At 39.4% G+C, this 21,101-nt stretch carries 5 protein-coding genes and 1 riboswitch; all 5 genes read right to left on the reverse strand.

All coding sequences use genetic code 11. The annotated features are described in order from the left end of the window. Positions 1–10: 10 nt before the first annotated feature. Entirely contained in the window at positions 11–3,169 is a 3,159-nt protein-coding gene (locus BQ7400_RS06035) for an S-layer homology domain-containing protein (RefSeq protein ID WP_072469794.1), read from the reverse strand. A 269-nt stretch (positions 3,170–3,438) separates the two neighbouring features. Further along, entirely contained in the window at positions 3,439–8,433 is a 4,995-nt protein-coding gene (locus BQ7400_RS06040; RefSeq protein WP_072469795.1) for an S-layer homology domain-containing protein, read from the reverse strand. Positions 8,434–8,588: 155 nt separating this feature from the next. Next, a riboswitch (cobalamin riboswitch) is annotated at positions 8,589–8,771 on the reverse strand. Positions 8,772–9,163: 392 nt separating this feature from the next. Next, positions 9,164–12,754 (reverse strand): S-layer homology domain-containing protein, encoded by a 3,591-nt coding sequence (locus tag BQ7400_RS06045; protein ID WP_072469796.1) that lies wholly within the window; start codon positions 12,752–12,754, stop codon positions 9,164–9,166. An 81-nt stretch (positions 12,755–12,835) separates the two neighbouring features. Then, positions 12,836–14,509 (reverse strand): S-layer homology domain-containing protein, encoded by a 1,674-nt coding sequence (locus BQ7400_RS06050; RefSeq protein ID WP_072469797.1) that lies wholly within the window; start codon positions 14,507–14,509, stop codon positions 12,836–12,838. Positions 14,510–14,535: 26 nt separating this feature from the next. Next, positions 14,536–20,976, reverse strand: a complete 6,441-nt coding sequence (locus BQ7400_RS06055) for a leucine-rich repeat protein (protein ID WP_083553282.1) — start codon at positions 20,974–20,976, stop codon at positions 14,536–14,538. Positions 20,977–21,101: the final 125 nt, after the last annotated feature.

The following is a 21,101-nucleotide window of genomic DNA, read 5'->3' on the forward strand; positions in this document are numbered from 1 at the left end:
CTTTCATCCATTACTTATTCTCTTTACCTGTATCCATACGGTATAGGACTGTTGCTACTTCCGCTCTAGTTGACAGGTCTTTTGGCTTAAAGTTTCCTTCCGGAGTTCCATTTAAAATTCCTGCCAGATACATCTTTTCAATGGATGCCCTTGCCCATACTGCAATTTGGCCCTGGTCTTTCAAATCTGCCTTTTGACTTTTCTTCAAATTAACCTTTTTGTAGGTCAGGTAGTCATCCATCATCTTTGCCATTTCTTCTCGACTTATCTTCCGGTTGGGTTCAAAGTAGCCACTTCCTGTTCCTTGTGAAATCTTATTCTTCAAGGCCCACTCCACATGGGCAGCGTAGAAATCAGACGCCTTGATGTCTTTAAAGCTGGTATTTGTTGGATGATCTTTCACTCCATCCATCCGTCCCAGGATAGTAATCATCATACCCCGGGTCATATGGGTGTTTGGACCAAATTTTTTATTTCCAATCCCATAGAAATATCCCTTCTCTGTTACATAGTCAATGGCTTTTTCTGCCCAGTGACCATCCACATCTGTATAATGTTTGTTCCCAACACTTTCTTGGACACCTAGTTTTTTCTTTTCTAGGATTTCTTTCTTTTCTGCTTCTGTTAATTCCCCTAGCTTTTTAAAAGTAGCTGTAATAATGTCCTTGTCTTTCACATTGTCCACAGTCAAGGTGTAGCTATCTACAATGCCAATGTTTCTTCCATTGATAAAAACACCTGTTAAGACATAGCCTGGATCTGGTTTAAAGGTTAGGATAGCAGGAACCGTCTTGGTTACCTTCACCCTTCCTGATGGGTTAATCATGCCACCTTGGGAGTTGCGGACGGTTACAAAAACCGGTTTAATCCCCGTTCCGTCATCATCTTCAATCCCTTCAACATAGCCGCCAATATCCTTACCCAGGTCACGAGTATATATCCACTCTACATAGTCTCCTGACTTTATGGGGTGCAGGGAAGAGGAGTGGTTTGGAAATACCCCATTAACCCGGTACATCCAACCACTATAGGGGCCCCCATCAAATTCAGACAGGCCTTCAATGGTATTGACATAGACCCCCTTATAAATCTTGTGGTAGTTATAGTTATAGGACAGGCCTGTTTTTTGTAAAATGGAAAAGGCTGTGTCCTTTCCTGGAATAATTTGATAGGCTGTTTTGGCCTTCATGGTCCATCCATTGGTATGGATTCTTGGACCCGGTGGTACAATAACTGAAACATAGGCTGTGTTTTTGGGTTGTTGGTCAGGATTTAGGGGGTCTCCCGGTACAGAGGGTAGTTCTCTGTCCCTAACAAAAATATAAAAACTAGTTTCTAGCCCTAAATAAACAGCCTTAACTAGCTTTCGACCACTTGTTTCTGTATCGAAGCCTTGTAGGTCAATAGATTCAGGCCCTACTCTTTTACTGGTTCTATCACTAAAATAGACAATTCCTTCTAAGTCACTTTTATCCAAGGCTTCTCCTACAAAGTAGACTGTCTTTGGATATCGAAGAAGCTCTAGGCGTATTGGTGTAACCACTGAAGCAAAACTTTTTGTTGGTTTCGGAAAACGATAGATATTTTTCTTGTCCCTATAAGCAATTAAGGCTTGGTATGCCTGTTCCATTGCCTTCCCATTTAATTGAAAATTATCGGTGTAACCAAAGTAATCATCAGCTGTTTTAAAAGAAAGAAGACCATCTAAAACAGACTTGCCATTTTTTATAAACCGAGAATCTGTATGGGAATCAAGGCCTAAGTTTTGTAGGGCCAAAATTACCATGGCTGTTGAGTTTGCATTGGGTCCTGCCCCCCAGGCTTCATAGGCTCCAGCATGGTTCCCGGTCTTCGTTTGCATGTCAGATAACTTATTTAAAGCTCTATCCACTGCTTTTTTTACCTTGTCTTGCTTATTATAATAGGGAGCTAGGGCTTGGATTGCCATGGCGGTAATATCAACATCTGAAACACCCTGGTTGTTTAAATTCCATCCCCCATCATTTAGTTGGTTTTTAAGAATGTAGTCAATCACTTTTTCTCGAGTCCAGGTAGCCCCTTGGGAAATGGGGTATTGACCACAATCATAGGCAATCAGGGCAAAGATATACCCATTTAAGGTGCCCAGTCCATCCCCATACTGGCCCTTTTCATACTTGGCAATTTCTTCAATAATATTCACCACTTTCCCATCAGCCAAAGGGAATTTTTGGACATCATAGCCCAGGGCTGTCAAGGAAATGGTCACCCGCTCTAAGTCTGTAGACGAAATTTTTTCTTTCACAGTTTTTTGTGCTGCTGTGATTAGGGCTACTTGGTCCACCTTATCATGGTGGCCCAGGGAAGATAGGGACATGGCCGCCCAGTCATCTGAAGACCCACTATAGTAGTCCGTAATTTTCTCAATACTTTGTTTTATCACAGTATCCAAACTGCGATCAGGGTTTTTTACAGGAACTAAAATTTTAAACTCGAAAACCTTCTTTTGGTCTTTCGATGTTACTTTATAAAAGAAAAAGACAATATTTGAACCCTCGTCGTTGTCCCTTGTCACCTCTACCTTGACATTTGGGTTTGCCATTTGAACATCTGCTTGAAGGTCTTTTAAGTTTTCTACAACAGGTGCGTCATCCTCGAATACTTGGTAAGCAAGTTTTGCTTTTTCTGTAGGATTGTCTCCAAACAAGGTCCGGGTCTGCTTATTTCCATCTAAAGTCCAAGAAATGCTGATTTTCTTGGGGGTGACAACATCATTTGCAAGTATTCTTGCTTCAAGATCTGCCTTTACTGGCTCGTCTTCTAGCTTTGCCACAAGTTTTTTTGCCGTATTTACAGCCTTTAATATCTTTTCCTTGTCTTTACTTTCTAAGTTTTCCAAGGCTTCAACGGCTTCTCTAGCAGCCTTTACATCTTTTGTCTCTTCTTGAGGTGCCTGTACCCCACTTGCTATCTTCTCTTGAGCAACTTCTAGCTTTTCTTCTTGCTGGTCTGGGGTTTTTTCTGTTTTTTCTTTTGCCTGGTTTTCTGTCTTCTTGCTACTTTCTACAAGGGTGTTTTCATTTTTTGCCCCAGCCAAAACTGCCTTGTCTTGGTTTTCAGCAAAAGAATGAAAAGGAACCGATGTAAACAAGACGAGAAGGGCCAGTATTAGCGATACTTGTTTCTTCATTTCTACCTCCTTACAGTGTAAAGGGGGCCTTAGAAAATCCAAGGCCCTTTTTACTTTCTTGTTTCATGATTCATTTCATCCTAGTTGGAATGAATCTTCTACATACTTTCTATATCTGCCTTTATCCCACCTCTTCCATGGTCCTATTCTCTCTTCTCATGTTTTCCTTGAACTGGTTTTGACTAAATTCTTCCTTATAAGAATAGATGTCCACCATCAAATCTCTTATGGAAAAATTCTAAAGTTCCCATATCTTTTCTAGCCAATTCCTAGAATGCCTCTATTTTTGTAATGACTTGAGCCAATTCTGCCCGGGTAAAGGACTTCTTCGGTGCAAAGTTCCCCTTGTCTTGTCCCTTAAAGATGCCTGCTTCTGTCATTTTTCTTACGGCTTCTTTGGCCCATGGGCTAATTTGTTCTTGGTCTTGATAGCTTTGTCCTACTTGCTTGCTTTTTAGTTTTCCTTGTTTTTCCAGGTATCTGGCAAGGATAGTAGCTACTTCTTCTCGTGTGATTTTTTGGTCTGGACTAAAGTGGTTTGCATCCGTGCCTTTTACAATACCTTCTGCAATGGCCCAGTTGACATAGGCTTGGTAGTAGGATCCTTCTTGGATGTCTACTTGTTGGGCCTTGGGGTACTGGCTTGGGTTGATCTTTGCCAGTCTTCCTAGGACGGTCACAAATTCTGCTCTTGTTGTGGTTTTATTGGGAGAGAAGGTTGTGGCGCTTGTCCCTTTAAAGTAGCCTTTGTTTGCAACTTCTTGGATGACTTTTTCTGCCCAGTGACCTTGAATGTCTAGGAAGTGGTTTTGTGGCTGGGTTTGTGGTTCTTTGTTTTCTTCTTTTACTTGGATTTTTTCTGGGGTTTTTTCTAAGGTTTTTTCAGGTTGACTTGTCCAAGCGAAGAAACCTGGGAAGCTAAGTCTTGGGCTTGGACTGGGGCTTGGCTTTTCTTTTTCTTCGTGGGGTGGATTGGGTCTGCCTGGTTCTACTGGTTTACCTGGTTCTGCAGGTTGGCTTGCTTCTTTTGTTCCATTTTGTAGTTTGTAGTTTGCCATGGCTTCTTTTAAGTCTTGGATAGCTTGCTTGACTTCTTCTTGGTCTGCATCGGTTTTTGCATCTACTGTCTTTGCTTTTTCCAAGGCTTGGTCCAAGGCAGCTTTCACTTCTGGTGTGACCCAGGTCTTATTTTTGTCTACATCTTTTCCGTCTGGGCTTGTTGTGTCTGCCTTCTTCATTGCTTCCGCTTGACTTAAGGCTTCTTTTAGCGGGCTCTTGTCTTCTGGAAGTTTTGCATCTCCTACAATAATCGTAAATTCTAGAGCTTGAGCTCCTCCTGTTTGGTCATAGGGGATTCCCTTTACTTTGACAATCCCATCTTTATAGGCTGTTACCCCATGACTCGTTTTTTTAGGAATATTGATATTTGTCGGATCATTAGTTACGCTATCCTTTATTTTTACGATTCCATCTTGATCAAAAGACCAGTAGAATCTTTTTTCAGATGCTTCTTGAGGGAGGGTTTCAATCTCAAGACTTAAATTATCTCCCTTCTTCATCCGAATAACATCTTCTTTAATACTTGCCTTCTTTAAGGGCTCTTTATAGGCAAATTCTATTTCAACAATTTTTGAAATTTGGGGGTTGTCTTCACTGGTTACCTTAAATTTGGCTAGACCTGCTTTTTTCGGGACAATTCCATTTTTGTGAACTTCCATAAATTCGGCAATGTCTGGTGTTAAGGCTTCCCAAGTTAGCCCTCTATTTGTAGCATTACTTGGCGTAAAAGTTTCCATATATTCATTTGCTGCAGGCCCTCTTTGGATGCCAACAAAATAATCTCCAAAAATTCCATTCCAAGCATGGATATAGGCTTTTTTCGGCACTCTGATATTAAAATCTTGAACTGCAACATGGGATGGTACTGCCGTGAAAGAAGCCTTGACCTTTTCATCTTCCTTTAAATAAATTTCATAGGTAATTGGCTCAGATGATATTTGGAAATCCCAATTTGGGGTAATTCTCTTTCCAAATTGTCCTCCTGTATTTCCTCCTTGTCCTGTTGCATCGTGGCTTAGGGCTTGATATGGGATGCTTTGGAAGTTTTGACTGCCCTTTCTTCGTCCTTGAACGACAATATGCTTGGGTGCACTTCCTTGCATTTGTATTGGATTCGTGGTAGAAACTTCCCTTCCATCTACCAATATTTTTAGTTCTTCAATATTTGAAGCTACTTGTTGGATTTTAAAGGTATAAGCTTTTCCATCTGCCATATTGATAACTTTTGCATCCATGGTTTTTGCCACTCTTGGATTAAAGCGACCATCTGTGCTAATCCAGTAGTGGGTCTTGCGAGCATATTCATCAAGTTTCATTTGCTCATCAGCTTGCCAGTCTGGATTGGAATTTTTCGCCTTTAATATGAATCGACCTTGGTCCAAGGCACTCAGTTGGAAGGTCTTATTGTCATCCATTAAGATTATTTCGCCTGAGTCTTTTTGGAAATAAACGCCATCTTTTAGCTGTTTTCCCTCTTTAAGCCCATCTGTAAACTTCTTTATACCTGTCTCTAGTTCCTGGATCATTGCATCTCCATCTGCCTTACTAGCATCAGGATTTTCTAATAATTTTTGAGCTCTTGTAAGAAGTTTTTCCAGAGCTTCTTTGTTGGCAGCAGTCGTAAATAATTGGTTGACAGGGACTTCTTGTGGATCTTCAGTTACTGGATAGGCTTGACTTTCCCGTTTCCCTTTTTCTAAGATTGCTTTTAATTTTGCTTGGTCTACAGCATCTTTTGTACCTGTTTGTATTCCTGCCTTAAAGGTCTCTATGGCTTTCTTTAAGGCATCAACCATTTGGTTGACTTCTTCTTGCTTGGCATCTTCCCTCTTTTCCAGGGCTTGTCCTTGGCCAAGAGCTTGGTTCAGGGCATCTAGGGTGGTTTGAGAAACAAATTTTACACCCTTTAAAAATTTAGCCGGATCCTCGCCCACAGGTATGTTTTTCTTTGCTTCTTTAGCTTCTTGGATTGCCTCTTGCAGCTTGGCCTTATTTACAGGTACCTTTAAGCCAGGTTTTTTCTGTCCCTTTAAGGTTTGAATTGCTTGGTCTAATTTTTTTACTTGCTTTTGAACATCTTCTTTTGTCGCTTGATTGTTCTCTACAAGAGCTTCTGCTTCTTTAATAGCACCTTTAAAGGCCTTACTTTCTTCTGGTGTAATATAGAAGTCTTTGGTCAAGACATCTTTTCCATCTTTAGAAATGGAAAGTCTTACCTCTTCTTTTAGTCCTTCTTTAATTTTTTCAATCAGAGGAGTCTTATCTACACTTTCTCCCCCTTCTTTAGGAATAGACCGAAAATCATAGATGAATCCCTTGTGGTCCATACTCCAAAGAATAATTGACAGGGCTTGTTCTACTCCCTTAAGGTCAAGTCCTGTGTCCTTGTCATTTCTAGTGTCTGAAAACAACCCTCCAGGCACATCATAAGCCTTTAAAACATCCAGGAGGTTATCTCCGGATTTTTGAAATTGTTCATCCATTAATAGCTTAGGGTCCTTTTGGGCTAGACCCTTTAAGATGGCTCCTAGGTTTGCAATGCTTCCATCCCCCATCCAAGATGCTTCAGTAAAGTCCCCATTGGACAGTTGCTTGCCTGCTACTAATTTTATGGTTTCCTCTAGGGCCTTCTTTGCATTTTCAGCCAGTTCGCCATTTGGATTTGTACGAACGACAGCTGCCAGGGCTCCCAGGGCATTGCCTGTATCTTCTTGCCATTCTCCATAGTTTTCCCAAAGCTTACTGGATCCATTTCTATTTTTTAAAAGAGTGTCTACCAGTTCCTTGAGTCGTTCATCCTTCTTCGGCGTCTTGTAGTCGTCTGATGTCAGGGCATAGATGGCTGCTTCTATTTCATCAACCCGTCGAATTTTATCCATCGGAAGACCTACAAGTTGGGCAACAAAATTTGTTCCCTTATATTTTTCTGGATCCTTTCCTAGAACCCGTAAGTTTAAAATAACTTGAGCCAGGTCTTTTGCATACCTGTCATTTTCAGCCTTTCCTTTTTGTTGGTCTGCCAGTTGAAGAATTTTTTGCTCTGGAACTTGAATCTTATTTCGAACCATACCCGGATAGAGCATGGGAGATTGATCATCTGGTCTTTTCTTGGTCTTATCGCTACATTCTTTATACTTTCTTGCAAGCCAATCCTTGTAGGCCTCAACCCGGTTGTCCTTATCCTTGGCTTCTTGCTTATCAACTCCGCGAAAATCAAAGACTCCGCCCTTGCCTTTTACCATGCCTATATAGGAAAGCAGGGCTCGAAAACCTTGCTCTGTCGCCATCTCCTTGCCACCATCTTGTCCGATAATCCATGCAAAGCCATCCTTTATCGCATAGGCCTTTAAGCCATCAACTAAGGTCTTATTGTTTCTTACCATGTAGTCTTTGGTTAAAAGCCCTGGATCACAGGCAGCAACCCCGCCTAAAACCATTTCTAATGAGTTTGCATTTCCCGGACTTTGTGTTAGATCTCCATTGGATAACATTTCGTTTCCTATGGCTTGAAAAGTTCCATCTAGTTTTTGCTTGACGTCTGCTTCTCCATAATAAGGAGCCAGGGCATAAAGGGCAAAGCCAGTAATGTCCCATGGGAGACTATAGCCTTGCCATAGACCATCATTGCCTTGTGCTTGTAAAATTTGGCTCTTTAATTGGTCTGTTGCCTTTTTTAGACTTGGTGACTTTTTATAATCATCTGATGTTAAGGCATTTAAGGCAGGTCCCCAGGCATTGACTTCCTTTCCAAAATCTGCACGATTTGCCAAGAGTTCCACCAAGTTGACGCCGTAGTAGTTTTCTGGGTCATATCCCATACTCCGAATAGCTAAAATATTTTTGGTCAGGCTATTCACATCACTGTTGGGCTTTTGTGTGTCCTCATCAATGGTTTTTCTCTTAACCCATTGCTTTGTTCCTTCTGTAAATGTCTCTGGACCAAAGGTGCCTTGAATTTGTTCATACTTGGCCAGCTCTATAATGGCCCACCAGTCCGTGAGCTTGCCTTCCTTTTTTTGCTGGTCTTGGTAGATTTTAGCAATCTCATCTATCTTTGCATTAACCCATTGCTCATCGATAGATACAGTACTTTTTTTCAAGCTTTCTGTTCTTTCAGCTTCACTCTTGGCAAAGCTTGGAAAAGGCATACTGGTAGCCAACATGCAAATGACTAAAATCCGAACTAACCACTTCTTAAATTTCATCTGTGCCTCCTAGTAATTGATTTTAAAATGCAAACATCTTCCTTACATATCCACCCTGCTGATCTTCTTTTGAAGGCAATAAAAAAGACATCAGCTTTCGCTAATGCCCGAATTTGCACTATTTTCCTATCACCTTTCTCTTTTGGTACCTCGCCATAAAGAAGCTCCTATGCGCATGTCTTCTGACTCATGAATCTTCATCTATCCTGTCTTCCCATGAACTTTCACAGTGACTTCTTAGGATAAACTCATCATTTACAGCGGCGGGTCCGTCTTGGATTTTCACCAAGTTCCATCTTAGCTTACAATTTGTAAGAACACAATAGGGTTAAATATTTAGTTTATATAAGTTTATTATATCTTCAATTTTTTTAAATTGCAAATACTTTCTGTTGCCTGTTCCTCCTAAGGTTTTCCGAACTTATTTTAATTTTTTAGACAGTGTTAGTTCCCCGAATTTTTCATAGATTATTTATAAGAGATAAAGTTTAAATCTTTTCATTTTGACATATTAAATTTAATTCTTTCTTAGTATCATCAATTGTTAAGTTTACTCTCTAGTAGTTTATGCTTGCCGAATTTATCAAAACCAAGACTACTATAAAATCACCATTCATTGACCCGATAAAAATGTAATATCCAGTTTGCCCCATTTTTTTCACTAAAATAGTGTTGGCGTTTTATCGCCAACACTATTAAATCCCTATTCCCAGGAAACCTTCTTTTAAATTTACTTATTATCCAAGTTATATAAAACTTGAGCCGCTTCTCCTCTAGTAAAGTTTTCTTTAGGAGCAAAATAATGGTTGTCTCGTCCGGATAATAGGCCTTCTTGACCCAGTTTATTTACAGCTTCTACTGCCCAAGAGGATATTTTCTTTTGATCTACATAAATAGTTAATTTTTGTCCTGTATAGGTCTTATTTTGTTTTTCTAGGTATCGATTGAGTATTGTCGCCATTTCTTCTCTTGTAATCCTTCGGTTCGGTTCTACTTTTTGTCCTCCTACACCTTGAAGGATACCTTCCGATAGGGCCCAGTTAATATAGGGCTCATAATAGGCTCCTGGTTCCATATCAAGCATTTTGCTCTTTGGATATTTGTTTGCATCAATTTTGGCCCTACGACCTAAGACGGTAACAAATTCTCCACGAGTGATGGGCCGATCTGGAGAAAAAGTTGTTTCACTTGTTCCAGTAAAGTAGCCTTGATTCATGACATACTTAATGACGTTTTTTGCCCAATGGTTTACAAGATCTGTCATCTTATCAAAAGGACTTCTTGCTTTTACAGTGATGCTGTCCTCTTTCTTTTCTTCTGTCCTTATGTCTTGAATGGGTTGAATTATTGTTGTCTTTTGGGATGGCCTTGGCTTTCGAGACCCAATCGATGGACTTGGTTCATTTGGTTTATTGGGTTCGTTTGGTGTAACTAGATTTCCTTTTTGAGCCTCAATATCTACTGTTATTTTCTTACTTGCATATTCTCCGTCCAAAAGAACTGCCATATAAACTTGTTCTTGAACCGTTTTTTCTGTTTCATTTTGTTTTATTAACTTAAATTTCCCTTTTGGAAGTTTATCTGTAATATAGCCCTTGTACTCCTCTTGGAAAAGATAAATCTTCGCTTCTAGATTTGCCTTTTGCCCTTTTTTAAGCTTAATTACTTGATCCGTAACATCTGCATTCGCTGCTATCTCTTTCCCAATAGCTACCTGGTCTTCATACTTGTCTAATTCAGCTTTTGCAGTATCCTTCGCCATTATTGGAACATCTAAATTCTTTTGCTTAGCTAATTCTGCCATTTCTTGACTTGTTTTCCCAATTTCTTTTGAAATTTTACTAAGTTCACTAATCGGATCAACGGCGTTTCCTATTGTTTTTATAGGGTTCCCATTTATATCCTCATTAACAGAAAAGTTATTATTAAAATTCTTAACTTCTCCATCAAAGTTTCCGGTAAAAGCTCCATTCCAACTATATCCAGAAAGAACCTTAGCCAGGGAGATGTTCCCTTCTAATTTTCCTGAAGCTGACCCAGCAAAGCCACCAATATTTTGAGCAGAACCTGTATCAGTAGGAATAACTAGACCCAAACTTGCATTATCACTTAAAGTTCCAGTAAAGTGGTTTAAGCCTACAAATCCTCCTAATGTATAATCACCTTCAATGTTTACAGAAGAAACTGAGTCATTAATGATGTGGGAGTTAACACCTGCTAAGCCACCAACAATAACACCTCCCTTAATTCTTCCACTGGATTTAGACTTGTTAATATGCCCATTATTATAGCCAACAAGACCACCAATATTTCCACACTTGTCACTAGGTGTTGTTATTTCAATAATGGCCTCGCACCTATCTATGATGCTATACTTATAGCTATTATTTTGATTTCCATCATTGTATCCAACTAGACCACCAATATTTGTTTTTTTGGCAATTTTATCATAAGAAGACCGAATCTTTCCTGATGCACTCACTCCTTTTATAACAGTGCTCTCTTCAGAGTAGCCTGCTAAAATTCCTAAATTCGCTCCCCCATTAATAGTAGCATCTTTAATGGTTAGGTCTAAAATCTTCGCATCTTTTAATGCTGCAAAGAGGCCTATATTATCTTCATCTTTTCCCTTATTAATAGATAGGCCCTTAATCGTATGGTTGTTTCCATTAAAAACACCTGTGAATGGATTTGATTTAGAGCCAATAGGTTGAAAATCCTTTCCCTTTAAATCAATATCCTGGTCTAGTTTATAATAAGCACCTAAGTTTTTTTCTATTTCTTTAAAATCTTCTTCCGTCTTGATAAGGAATGGATTTTCTTTAGTCCCTTTTCCTTCTAGTTTTTCTCCACTATACTCTTCTAATTTATTCTTTACTTCCGCTAAGCTAGGCCCATTATAATTATTAAGTTGTGACCCATAGTAAAAAATAAGTTCATCGCCATCTTTTAATTTTTGAGTTGAAATGCCTGTTGGAGCCAATTTATCGTTGATGGTAAACATCCAACCATCTTTCCCTGTAGCCTTTACTCCGCTCATTGTTGTAATATATTTTCCATACGCCCCATCAACAGCTATATAATCCATCCTATTTTTATCCATAACATCTAAAAGTATATCATCCTCTTTAAATTCTAGAGTTTGAGGACTCTTTGCTAGAGGCACAAATGTTAAGGTATCCGGATTATAGTTCATAACATAGACAGTTGCCTTTGCTATTTCAGGTTTTATAACTTGGTTTTTCTTCCCTTGGCAGCCTTTAGGCAAGGGATATCCATTATTAACGTCACTTCTTATTTCCCAAGAACCGGAAAAACTTTCAGGAAACTTAGAAAGATCTTTCAGTTCATTGGCTGTTTTTCCTATAGTTCCCTTTAATACTGGCGCGTCAGCACTAAACTTGTTTTCTGAATTATAGATTACATCTTCCTGGTTACCGCCACCATAACTTTCTTCCCCAATGACGGGGCCAGCTAGGTTCTCCTTAACACTTAAGTTTACATTGGCAATACTTGTAGATATTTGTGTCCTATCATTATTTCTTCCTACAAGGCCGCCAATTTTTTCTGTTCCATTAATTTGACCTGTAGCATACGCATTACTTATCTTTCCATAATTCCAACCAACAATACCTCCAGCCCATTTTTGGGCAGAAATTGTCCCATCAAATAAGACACTCTCCAGGCTACCCGTGGCTTTATTTCTCCCAACCAATCCCCCATGGGTTGTTCCATAATCTACATTTGTAGAAATTAACTCTGAGTCTATGACACTGGTATTCTTAATACTTCCTTCATTAACACTTGCTAGAAGACCACAGGTACTTTGATTGGTTGTGAGCACACTATTTTTAACTACGACATTTTCAACCTTACCTGCATTACATCCAATGGCAATCCCGCTACTTTTCCCGTAAGTTAACTTGGCATTATCAAAGGTTAAATTTTTTAAAATACCGGTTTTATCAAGAAAGTTAATAAACCCTTGCTCACCACTACCTGCGTTGCTTTTGGTATTAAAGTTAGAAATTGTATATCCATTTCCATCAAATATCCCTGTAAACTTGTTACTAGAGTCTCCAAGTCCTTTAAAATCTTTTCCATCTAAGTCTATGTTGTCTACCAATTTATATTGCTTGCTAAAAGCCTCATCTTTTTCATTCCATTTAGTATTTGCTAAAGAAATTAGCTGGTCAGCTGTACTGATTTCAATAACATCTGGTTGAGCAAAAATTTTGGCTCCTAACGGAAGCTGTCCAAATACTAATATTAATGCTAGTAGGATTAAGCTTCCCAACTTAAAGTGGCTATTTTTTTTCATTCCTCCATCTCCTTTTTATATTCTATTCATTTTAATTATGAGCCTTCACAATGAAGGCTCATAATTTTTCCTGTTAATTCATTACTTCTTGTCCACGTTATATAAAACTTGAGCGGCTTCTCCTCTGGTGAAATTCCCCTTAGGAACAAAGTAATGGTTGTCTCGTCCTGCTAATAACCCTTCTCGGCTTAATTTACTTACAGCTTCTTCAGCCCAGGAGGATATTTTCTTGTGATCTACATAAATAGTGAATTTTTGTCTTGTATAGGTTTTATTTTGTTTTTCCAGGTATCGATTGAGTATTGTGGCCATTTCTTCTCTTGTAATTCTTCGGTTCGGTTCTACCTTTTGTCCTCCTACTCCTTGAAGGATACCTTCCGATAGGGCCCAGTTAATATAGGGCTCATAATAGGCTCCTGGTTCCATATCAAGCATTTTGCTCTTTGGATATTTGTTTGCATCAATTTTGGCCCTACGACCTAAGACGGTAACAAATTCTCCACGAGTGATGGGCCGATCTGGAGAAAAAGTTGTTTCACTTGTTCCAGTAAAGTAGCCTTGATCCATGACATACTTAATGACGTTTTTTGCCCAATGGTTTACAAGATCTGTCATCTTATCAAAAGGACTTCTTGCTTTTACAGTGATACTGTCCTCTTTCTTTTCTTCTGTCCTTATGTCTTGAATGGGTTGACTTATTGTTGGCTTTTGGGATGGCCTTGGCTTGCGGGTCCCAATCGATGGACTTGGCTCTGTTGCCTTCTTTGTTCCCACACAAACAATTTCATCTACCGACTTTATTGTTACTTCACTAGAAAGTTCCTTTCTTGCTATTTCTTTTCCATTTACATAGGTGACTTCCTCAGTAATTTTTCTTTCACCGTTTTTCCCTTTTTGCACCAGTTGCTTGTAATCTTCATATTGGGAAGAATCTTTCACTACTTTCTTTTCAAAGGGTATAACCTCTGTTTTTACTTCTGTTTTTTTCTCAATTGTTTGGCCACCCTTTGTAGGTTGGTAGTTCTTTATAGCTTCTTCTAGGGCCCTTGTTGCTTGGTTGACCTTGTCTTTTGTGGCTTCAGTGTCAGCATTCACTTCCTTTGCATTCTTCAGTGCTTGGTCAAATGCTTCCTTGACTTTCGGGGTAACCCAGGTCTTGTCTGTAGCTACATCTGTCCCATCTTGGCTAGTTTCATCTGCCTTCTTCACTTTTTCAGCTTTGGCAATGGCTTCTTCTAGCTTGGTCTTATCCACAGGAGGAACTATTTCTTTTGTTCCTTTTTGTGGATTGTAGGCGGCTATCGCTTCTTCTAGGGCCTTTGTTGCTTGGTTGACCTTGTCTTTTGTGGCTTCAGTGTCAGCATTCACTTCCTTTGCATTCTTCAGTGCTTGGTCAAATGCTTCCTTGACTTTCGGGGTAACCCAGGTCTTGTCTGTAGCTACATCTGTCCCATCTTGGCTAGTTTCGTCTGCCTTCTTCACTTTTTCAGCTTTGGCAATGGCTTCTTCTAGCTTGGTCTTATCCACAGGAGGAACTGTTTCTTTTGTTCCTTTTTGTGGATTGTAGGCGGCTATCGCTTCTTCTAGGGCCTTTGTTGCTTGGTTGACCTTGTCTTTCGTGGCTTCAGTGTCAGCATTCACTTCCTTTGCATTCTTCAGTGCTTGGTCAAATGCTTCCTTGACTTTCGGGGTAACCCAGGTCTTGTCTGTAGCTACATCTGTCCCATCTTGGCTAGTTTCGTCTGCCTTCTTCACTTTTTCAGCTTTGGCAATGGCTTCTTCTAGCTTGGTCTTNCCATGACATACTTAATGACGTTTTTTGCCCAATGGTTTACAAGATCTGTCATCTTATCAAAAGGACTTCTTGCTTTTACAGTGATACTGTCCTCTTTCTTTTCTTCTGTCCTTATGTCTTGAATGGGTTGACTTATTGTTGGCTTTTGGGATGGCCTTGGCTTGCGGGTCCCAATCGATGGACTTGGCTCTGTTGCCTTCTTTGTTCCCACACAAACAATTTCATCTACCGACTTTATTGTTACTTCACTAGAAAGTTCCTTTCTTGCTATTTCTTTTCCATTTACATAGGTGACTTCCTCAGTAATTTTTCTTTCACCGTTTTTCCCTTTTTGCACCAGTTGCTTGTAATCTTCATATTGGGAAGAATCTTTCACTACTTTCTTTTCAAAGGGTATAACCTCTGTTTTTACTTCTGTTTTTTTCTCAATTGTTTGGCCACCCTTTGTAGGTTGGTAGTTCTTTATAGCTTCTTCTAGGGCCCTTGTTGCTTGGTTGACCTTGTCTTTTGTGGCTTCAGTGTCAGCATTCACTTCCTTTGCATTCTTCAGTGCTTGGTCAAATGCTTCCTTGACTTTCGGGGTAACCCAGGTCTTGTCTGTAGCTACATCTGTCCCATCTTGGCTAGTTTCGTCTGCCTTCTTCACTTTTTCAGCTTTGGCAATGGCTTCTTCTAGCTTGGTCTTATCCACCTTAAGTTGAATCTTTACAGTCTTATCCCCTGCAAGGTCCAGAGTCTGTTCTTCTGGTTTGTAGCCTTCTTCAGTAACTTTAATCTTATACTGCCCAGCTGCTAACTTATAAACATTGTCTGGATCTTCAGGGTTTTTCTTGTAAGAAAATACTTTAGTTCCATCCATTTTTGTTACAAGAACCTGTGCTTGCTTTGGCTCAACTTCAATTGTCAGTGTATGGTAAACAGGTGGATCTTTAAGAACAACTTCTCCATTTTCATCTAGGTTTACACTCTTAATTTGATAGTTTCCATAACCCTTTTCAATTAAAGTATTGAGGGTCTCTACATTTGATAAGTTTGCAGCTAACCATGACCGACTTGTTTCACTGTCTGATTCTGCATTTTTAAAGGATCCATCTGGTCTCACAAAATCAAAAAGGACTTCGATAGGATTCCTATCTCCTGATTGCCATTTAGGACTTGTTGGATCTTCTCCAACAGCCAGTAATCCCTTCAATATTTCTCCTTGGTAGGCTGTTGTTTGAATGGTGGTATAAATCGCATGGTTGCTCTTACGAATATTTTGTAAATACTTAAGACAAGTATTGATTAAATCCGTCTTATCTTGACTATCTGGCATATATTCCATGGCTTGAAGCATTAAAGCGGTATTGATGCTTGTGCCAGAGTCACTATTTCCCTTGATTCCTCCATCTTCTGCCACCATAGATTTAAGGTTTTTAAATACCTGGTCTCTATCGTAATCAATTGGTTTTGTTCCCTTTTGATTGTATTTATTTACTGCTATAAGAGCACGAAGGTAGTTTGTATTGTTATCTTCTGCTAGCATGTTGGGATTATTCAAGCCCTTCACCAGGTCTGCCAAAATATCTTGTCCCTTATAGTTTCTAGGATCTTTATCTAAGTCTATTAGAATGAGGGCCTGCTGAGCCTTGGCGCCAAAGTATCCCTTCTTATCAGGGTAGTCTTCCATATAATCATCGTTAGTTTTCCAATCAGCTCCAGGAACAAATCCTGCTTTAGTTAGGGCGGCTGTTTCTTTTGCTGTTAGTTGATTGGGATACTTATCATCATACTTACGGACAGTTTCATAGTATTCAAGAAGTTTTTCCCGGTACTTGTTTACTGTGAAGGAAGTGTCCGGATCTTTTTCCCAAAGGGCCTTTAAAGTGATGTTTTTTTCTATTTTTTGACTAAAATCAAAGGCTTGAGGACTGACTTGTCCATCTTCCATCACTTGGTGCCAGCCTTTAAAAATATAGCCAAACTTTTTAACTTCTAAGGCTTCCACTGGGCTTCCTTGTTTTATTTCTTTAACTATGGGAGATCCAAAGTCTAAACCCCGGTCAAAGGTTACCGTTATATTTTCAATGTTTTGTTCCCACTTTGCCTTAAGCTTATAGTCTTTTTCCAAGGGCCTTGTAAAGTCAAAGGCTTCATTGTCTAGGCTTCCATCGCTCTTGACTTCATACCAACCTAAAAACTTCCATCCCGGCTTTTCCGGTGCAGGAATACCTAGGCTGTATACCTTACCCCTAGTTATTGACCTCTCTTGAATAGGACCTCCATTGTCCGGATCAAATGTGACCTTTACCTTATCTGTAAAGACCATTTGATCTGTTGAAATATAAATATTTCCTCCAAATTCTTTTACATAACGTTGGTTATTTTTTGATTCATAAAAAATTTTAATCTCTTGGTCACTTTTCTTTAGGACCCGAATTATGTTTGGATCAGAGCCTTCATCTATTGTCACAGTGTCTTTGACTGGTTGTGGGATGATATAACCCACTGGTTGATTTTTCCAGTCCCTTGTGAAAAATTCAAAGATGTTCTCTTCTCCACCAAGTTTAACTGTATTGCTTGTAGAACTAAAACTTTCCAGCCCTTGGATTAAATCTCCCAAGGGAGAAATATCCGTCAAAAGATTGGAGTCCAGACTTAAATCTTTTAAACTTGACCCTTCAAGGCCTGCTAGGTCCTTGATTTTTTCATTGGTCAATTCGTTGCTATTGAGGTTTAACTTTTCTAGTTTAGAAAGCTTGCTAATGGGTTTTAAGCTATCTAAATGGGGACTCCCGTTAATAGTTAGTCTTTTTAAATTTTCAGCATACTCTAAACCCTCTAGTGTTTTGACCTCACCACTTGTTTTGAAGATATAAAGGTTGGTTAAGTCCTTCATATCTTTTTCTGTAATAGCATCTCCATCTTCCAGTTCTAGCTTATCCAAAATTGCTTTTCTTAGGACAGGGTCCGGAATATCAATTGCTTGTTCTGGTTTTTCCTTGACAACCACCTTGGCATAGGGCCTGGAAATTGCCATTTGTTGGATTTCTTTTTCTCCTCCAGCAGCAGGAATCGAATTCTTTTGGAACTTCTCTGCTGATAGATCGTAGGTCCCCGGCTTGTCAAGCTTGATTGTCACTTTCCCTTGTTCATCCGTTTTATAGGCCTTTCCTTGAGAATCCAAGAGTTTTTTCCCGTTATTTAAAAGAGCTATTCCTTCAAGGCTTGTCGGTGTAGATCCCATTCCCTCAACGTCTAGCCGGTTTAATTGGAGGTTTAATTCCTGACCGGCCTCTACTTCATATTCTTCCGGTTCAAAATAGACATAAGAGCTGAATTTATAGTTGTCCATATAGGAGAAGTTAATATAATCCCCATCTTGAACAACATACTGACTTATACCTGCCCCTAAGCCTGATGCTAGTAATGGAAATTTGTTATTTACATAATAGGTCCAGCCACCATAAATATTATCTGCCGGTGTTGTGCTGTCTCCTCCTGTATAATTTCCCAGAGTTTTGAGGAAGGTTCCCTGACCTTGCATATCAAATTTTTGCCGATCTGTGGTGTCAATATTTGCTGCCTTTGCACCAGCTACAAGGGCTAGACTGGCTACCGGCTGGTCAAAGGAAAGGTTTGTATAGTAGTCATAACCTTGTTTTAAATTCAGATTGGTAATTTCAAGGTTTGTTGGTTTTAAAATAGTTTCCCCAGACCCTTCAATCCGAACTTTTAGCTTAACAGAATCTACTGGCAAGGAAAGTCCGTCTGTTAAACTTTCTTCCTTTATTTTAGCATTAATCTTAAAATCTCCGGACTTAACTAAAATAACTTGACCCGTTGCCTTATCCAAGCGTACCCCATCTTCCGGGACCACTTCCAGGCTTAGCTTGTCATTCTTTAAAGAAAGTTCTTGTCCATGGTAGAGAACTTGCAGAGTTAATTTGTCTCCAATCCGGTAGCGATCTTTCTTTCCTTCAGTAATTTTTAAGTCTAAGTCCTTTGTATAGCTTATAGCTTCATATTCTACTGCCAGAGTCGTATTTTCTTTTAAGGTAAAGCTATAACTGTATTCAATTGGAGATCCCTTGAGGTCCTGTGTCTTGTCTTGGCCGTTGACCTTAAAGGCCTTGAGTTTTTTGCCAGCAGGGGGCTTAATGGACACTTGAATTTCTTGCCCTGGTTCCAGGTCTCCTGCTCCCGGTTGACTACTTAGCCCTTCACCATTTAGGCTGAGTTTTTTCTTTGCCACTTTGGGGCTATATTCAAAGACAACTTCTCCGGTTTTTCCATCAAAAGACTTGGTAATATCTGCCGGTTTAGTATAGCCAGCCTTGTCTTTTGCTTTGAAGGTGTATTCTTTACCTCTTGTAAAGTAATTTTCAGTAAATTTTTCAAAAATGTCTTTTTTCGCGAAAACCTGGTCAAAATTCCTATCTAAATCAAGGGTATAGTCTATTAAATTTTTTCCACTGCCATCAGCTATTTTAGGAACAGGAAAAGTCATATCTAAGTTCCTAATCTTATACAGTTCTCTTCCTACAATGGTTTCAGGATCTAATATATCCTTGTTCGTGGCCTTGTCTACATACTTTATCGTCACCTTAACTGGGTTGATGACTCCATGCGTGTTTTCAGGCACTGCTTGGTCTGACTGGTCATAGACCTTGGTTAAGCGAAGTTTTTTTGCATCCTCAGCCTGGTAGTTTTCATTGAATATCCCATAGGAGTTTGTCGGACTTCCTTTTCCTAATTTTTCCACACCTGCCGGAAGGGTACATTCTTCGATTTGGCACTTCCTAAAAGCGCCTCCTTGTATTTCCTTAATGGTACTTGGAAGTTTTACAGTCTTCAGTTTACTATTATAGGAAAAAGCTGCTTCCTTTATTGTCTCTAAGCCTTCAGGAAGGTCTATGCTTTCTAAATTATTAGACTCAAAAGCCGCTTCCCCTATTATTTTTAAAGATTTAGGAAAAACTAAACTGGCAAATTTATTTCCCCTAAAGGCATTGTTGTCAATTTCTTCCAATGTATCAGGTAGTTCCAAGGAGGTAATCGCTGTTTCTATTTTTCCATTGCCAAAAGCACCATATTTAAATGCTTCTTTCCCTATTTTAGTTACTGGTTTTCCTTCAATTTCCCCAGGTATTACCAGTCTTTCCGGGTTCTTCCCCCTATAGCCTGTTATCGTCACTCCTTTATTGTCATGATTTATTTCATAGGTAAAGGCTCCTGCAGGATTTGAACTCGTCTTCTTTGTCACCAAAACTTGAATTTCGCCTGTTATTTCAGGCTTTGTCTTAGAGCTTGCTGTAACCGTGACCCAGGTGTCTTTTTCAACAGCTTGAGCCTGAAAAGTATTCCCTTCTAAGTATTTTAATACTTGGGAGTTCAAGGATTGATAGGTTACTTCTTCATTTTCTAAGGCTTTCCCCTTGGCATCGTATACTTTGGCAAGAATAACTTGTTGTCCTCCTTCTTTTAATGGGCTAACTTGTTGTCCCCCAGCAAAAGATAGGACAATGCGAGCCGGTTGTCCAGGCTCTTCCGGAATATTTGGACCCTCTTCAGATTTTAATAGTTTTCCATAAGCAGAAGATCCCGCCGCCAAGTCTGCCAAGGCATAGTAAGGAGGATTGGATTCTTGTCCATATTGAAGACCTCCTGTCGCAGCAAATTTCCCCTCTCCACGATATAGAGATTCCAGGCCATCTACAAGAGTCTTCCCTTGTGGATTTTTTACATGGTAAGGATCCTCTCCCATGGCATAGAGGGCTTGAATGGCCCTGGATGTTGTTTCAAGGTTGATAAGAACACCCTGGTCATCCATGTTCGAAATCATTTCAAATTTATAATTTTTTAGGTCTTGGTCTTTTTTGTCATAAAGGGCTAAACTCAATACTCCCAAGTACTTATTCCCATTAATGCGTTGTAAGCCATTAATTCTTCCCTTGAGTCCAGAAAGTTCTACCTGGTCTTTTCTTTCAGCTAAGATTAGGGCAATAGCATTAATGAAGTATTGTTCATCTGTGTTAGCTCCTTGAAGCCCATCTTCCATTAATTTATTTAAATTTTCTTTTCCAAAAAGCTGGTTAGGGTCTTCTCCCAGGGCCAAGGCCATAATTACATTCTTAGCAGATTTATAGTTTGGATTCTCGCTCCACTTTGTTTCATCAGTGGCCTTAGATTTTAAGAATTCTTTCTTTTCTCCCCCTTGTAGAAGAGCCAAAACTTCTTCGTAATTATAACTTGATTTATTCCCTAGAAGAGTTTTTTGAGTTGTTTCTAGGATTTCAGCCATCCTATTTTTTTGATCTTCCAAGCCACCACCTTCTCGAGCCCACAAGTTATAGGGCATCATGGTAACGATGATTGCCAAAGCCAAAAATAAGCTGACAAGTCTTTTTTTCATCTTTGTCTCCTTCCTCTTCCTTGCATCATGCATTTTTTCGACCTTCGATAATTTTTACTTTCTTTGTCTTTTAAGCATGGTCCAAAAAGTATATTTTTTCTTTTTTACCTTCCATCTTTTTACCTATCTCAGTGCATCTATTTCCTCCTCCCCCCTCT

Origin of the sequence: Urinicoccus massiliensis (assembly GCF_900120405.1) — a bacterium.
In the GTDB taxonomy this organism is placed as follows: domain Bacteria; phylum Bacillota; class Clostridia; order Tissierellales; family Peptoniphilaceae; genus Urinicoccus; species Urinicoccus massiliensis.